This window comes from Desulfomicrobium macestii, from assembly GCF_014873765.1.
Lineage (GTDB): Bacteria > Desulfobacterota > Desulfovibrionia > Desulfovibrionales > Desulfomicrobiaceae > Desulfomicrobium > Desulfomicrobium macestii.
The window spans coordinates 1-3,454 of the sequence record NZ_JADBGG010000078.1 but is presented as its reverse complement, the minus strand read 5'-3'; the positions used below and the strand labels follow the sequence as shown (position 1 = coordinate 3,454).

The 3,454-nt window shown below is 49.3% G+C and carries 3 protein-coding genes; all 3 read right to left on the bottom strand.

What is annotated here, in order from left to right:
• Positions 1–176: 176 nt before the first annotated feature.
• Complete coding sequence (locus H4684_RS20340; RefSeq protein WP_192625154.1) at positions 177–887, bottom strand: FkbM family methyltransferase; 711 nt, start codon at positions 885–887, stop codon at positions 177–179.
• 287 nt (positions 888–1,174) lie between these two features.
• Entirely contained in the window at positions 1,175–2,140 is a 966-nt protein-coding gene (locus H4684_RS20335) for a UDP-glucuronic acid decarboxylase family protein (RefSeq protein WP_192625153.1), read from the bottom strand.
• A 143-nt stretch (positions 2,141–2,283) separates the two neighbouring features.
• On the bottom strand, positions 2,284–3,360 hold the full coding sequence (gene glf, locus H4684_RS20330) for a UDP-galactopyranose mutase (RefSeq protein WP_318779668.1): 1,077 nt from the start codon (positions 3,358–3,360) through the stop codon (positions 2,284–2,286).
• Between the last annotated feature and the right edge of the window lie 94 nt (positions 3,361–3,454).

The window sequence follows — 3,454 nt, the reverse complement described above, 5'->3', positions numbered from 1 at the left end:
TCAAAAAGGAATGCGTAGTTTGGGGCGCAATTTCGATTATATTTTCAATGAACAAAGATTGTTAGCTGCTAATGGCTAACCCCGAAAGTCGAGTAACTAATAGCTAAAAACATTTGTGTTCAGTCGTTCTTTTTGCCCTTCAGTTTTTTTACTACATGCTTATTCATCTCTTCTGATTATACTGTTTTGATCTGGTATGTAGATTGCATTTTTTCTAATTTCGAACAGGTGATGGAAGTCTTTGATGCATAGATATCGCCCCACAGATTGATGTGCTGCGATGTTAAGTCTGCAATCATCGCTTTTAGAGCCCTTGAAGAAAGCCATTTAGGAATGAAAAGGGTTTCGTGTTCCTTTAACCCTAGATTGAAATGTGTCATTCCAATATGTTCTAGGTGGTTCACGCAGGCAACAGAATTGTGCATAAATTCGCTGGTGAATTCGAAACTCAAAAAATCTACAGGCTTTGATAATCCGGAGAGTACTTGGAACTCGTAGCCTTCGACGTCGATTTTTATATATTTTGGTAAACCGAAAAAATCTATGCATTGGTCAAGTGTTATGCATGCAACAGTTACTTCTTTGTCCCAAGTGTACTGTTTAAATCGTCCTGTATGCCACTCTGTACTACATGTAGATATGGCTGGTGCTTGTGAACAAATTTGGAAGTTAATTAGCCCGCTAGAAGAAGATAATGCTTTGTTTTCTACATAAACTGAATTTGTATGAGAGAATCTTTGATGCAAATGATCTGCGAGTTCTTTATTCGGCTCAAAAGCTACAACTTTCGCACCTCGTAGGGAATATTCTTGTACGCAATTGCCAAGGTTTGCTCCGACGTCGAAGACAAGATCGCCGGGGAGGATGTATGGATTGAGAGCTTTCATAAAAGAGTTCCTTCAATCTTATTTGTTTTTCTCTAGGTCGGTGACGTACTTGTTGACATAGGCACTGGCCGTCTATTGGGCTATACCGCGATGCAGTGCTGCCGGGTACATTTTTTTTAGGTACTGCACAGCAGCATCTCGCCCAAAAAATTGCCCCAGCAGAGCAACTCTCTGTATCATGTCGGTAAGTTCTCAGGGTGGCAACTGTGTGGCCTTGATTTGCCAAGGCATTGCAGGCTTGGCTTCTGAAGTATCAGGTGCCGCCAGTGACGAGGATGCGTATTTTCCTATCCTTTCCGTAATTCGCCGGACGCTAAAAGATTTTCAAAGTACGAGATTGTCTGCATAAGCCCCTCGCGCAAGCGAACCTCCGGTTCCCATCCATAATGTTCTTTAGCCAATGTGATATCAGGCTTTCTTTGCTTCGGATCGTCCGTGGGTAGCGGTTCAAGCGAAATTTTCGAAGAGCTGTTAGTCAGTTCGATAACCTGCTTGGCAAGCCCTAAAATGCTAAACTCCCCCGGATTCCCCATATTCAGCGGCCCACAAAATTCTTTATCATTCCGCATGAACCGCAGCATCAGTTCCACCAGATCGTCCACATAGCAAAAAGACCGTGTCTGCGACCCATCCCCGTAAATGGTGATGGGCTTGCCTTGCAGGGCCTGCATGATGAAATTTGAGACCACCCTTCCGTCATTCGGGTGCATTCTGGGGCCGTAGGTGTTGAACAGTCTTCCTACTTTTATGGGGAGGCTGTGCTGGCGGTGGTAGGCGAAGAAGAGGGATTCCGCGCAGCGTTTACCTTCGTCGTAGCAGGAGCGGTGTCCAATCGGGTTGACGTTGCCCCAGTAGGATTCCGGTTGCGGGTGGACGTCCGGGTCGCCGTAGACTTCTGATGTCGAGGCCTGGAAGATCGGGATGCGCAGGCGCTTGGCCAGCCCCAGCATGTTGATGGCCCCGTGCACGCAGGTTTTGATGGTCTGCACCGGGTCGTGCTGGTAGTGGATGGGCGAGGCCGGGCAGGCCAGGTTGTAGATTTCGTCGACCTCGACGTAGAGCGGGAAGGTCACATCGTGGCGGATGAGCTCGAATCTTGGATTGGGCAGCAGGTGCTCGATGTTCTGGCGCGAACTTGTGAAGAAGTTGTCCACGCAGATGACTTCGCAGCCTTCAAGAAGTAGGCGCTCGCAAAGGTGTGAGCCTAAAAATCCCGATCCGCCTGTTACCAATACCCGCTTACGCAAGTGCATATGTCACATTCCTGGTTTATGCTTTCCGAGCGTCAAAATTTTCCCTTTTCCGAGTTCTAGTCAGTAGCTGAGCACCAATCATGCCAAGAGCCTTGCACACTGCCGCTGAATCAAGGTGATGCGCTCTGTTGGTGGCGGCAAGCTCAGCCCAGATCAGGGGGCCGGTTTCGTGGCGGGAGAAAACGCAGGATGGCCTTGGCGGCGCCCATCCCTGCCAAAACCGCGTCATCCATGTTATAATAGCAAAAGCTGCCCAATCGACCGCAAAAGATAGTCTGAGGGGTGCGCGTGCGGGCCATCTTCTTGTATTCCTTATAGCGAGCGACAGAGGCCTCTGTTCGAACCGGATAGGACTGCTGGGTTTTTCCGGGGAGATGCGCGCATGGAAATTCAATACCTACCGTCGTTTCTGGGGCATCCTGGCCTGTCAGAAGACGATATTCGCAGACTCGGGTATGAGGGATGTCTGAATCCGGTTCATTGACGACGGCCACAGGCAAATGCCTTTGCTGGCGCAGATGCTGAAATTCGAACCGGGCGCTTCTGTAGGGCAATGAGTCGAGACTGAAGTCAAAGTATTCGTCAATGGCGCCGGTATGGATACAAGGGAGAGATGCATGGCCGCCCGCGATATCGGTAAAGGCGGTGTCGAGCATTACGGTGATTTCTGGATGGCTGAGCATGGATTCGAACATGGACGTATATCCGGCTTTAGGCATGGCCTGGAAAAAATCCGTGAAATAGCGGTCATCGTGACTTATCCGGAAAGGTACACGCGCCGTGACGGCTGGTGAAATTTCTTCAGGAGACAGCCCCCATTGTTTTTGCGTGTAGCCAAGAAAAATTCTTGAATAGACGAAATTGCCCAGTTCTCTGAGTGCAATGTTGTCGTGCTGGCGTAGACTCAAAATGGGTATGCTGGTGTCTTTGCCGAACGTGTCGGTAAGAAGTTTTGCGAGTTTCAAAGCCTTGTCGGGTAGGCAGATTTCAAGGGAAGTCAGGTTGAACGGCACGGGTGCCAAGCGTCCTTCGATCAAGGCCATTACGCGGTGCTCGTAACTGCGCCACGCGGTGAACCGGCTGAGAAAATCGACGACTTTTTGGCGCCGTGTATGAAAGATATGCGGCCCATAGCTGTGCACGAGGATGCCGTGCTCGTTTATCATGTCATGGCAGTTTCCACCGACATGGTTCCGCCGTTCAGCGAGCAGTACGCGGATGCCATTATTAATCCGAGCATAAAATAGTTAACATTCGTGGAAGAATTGTGTACATTCGGATCCATGCAAACCACCGATGCACGCAAGCTTCCGC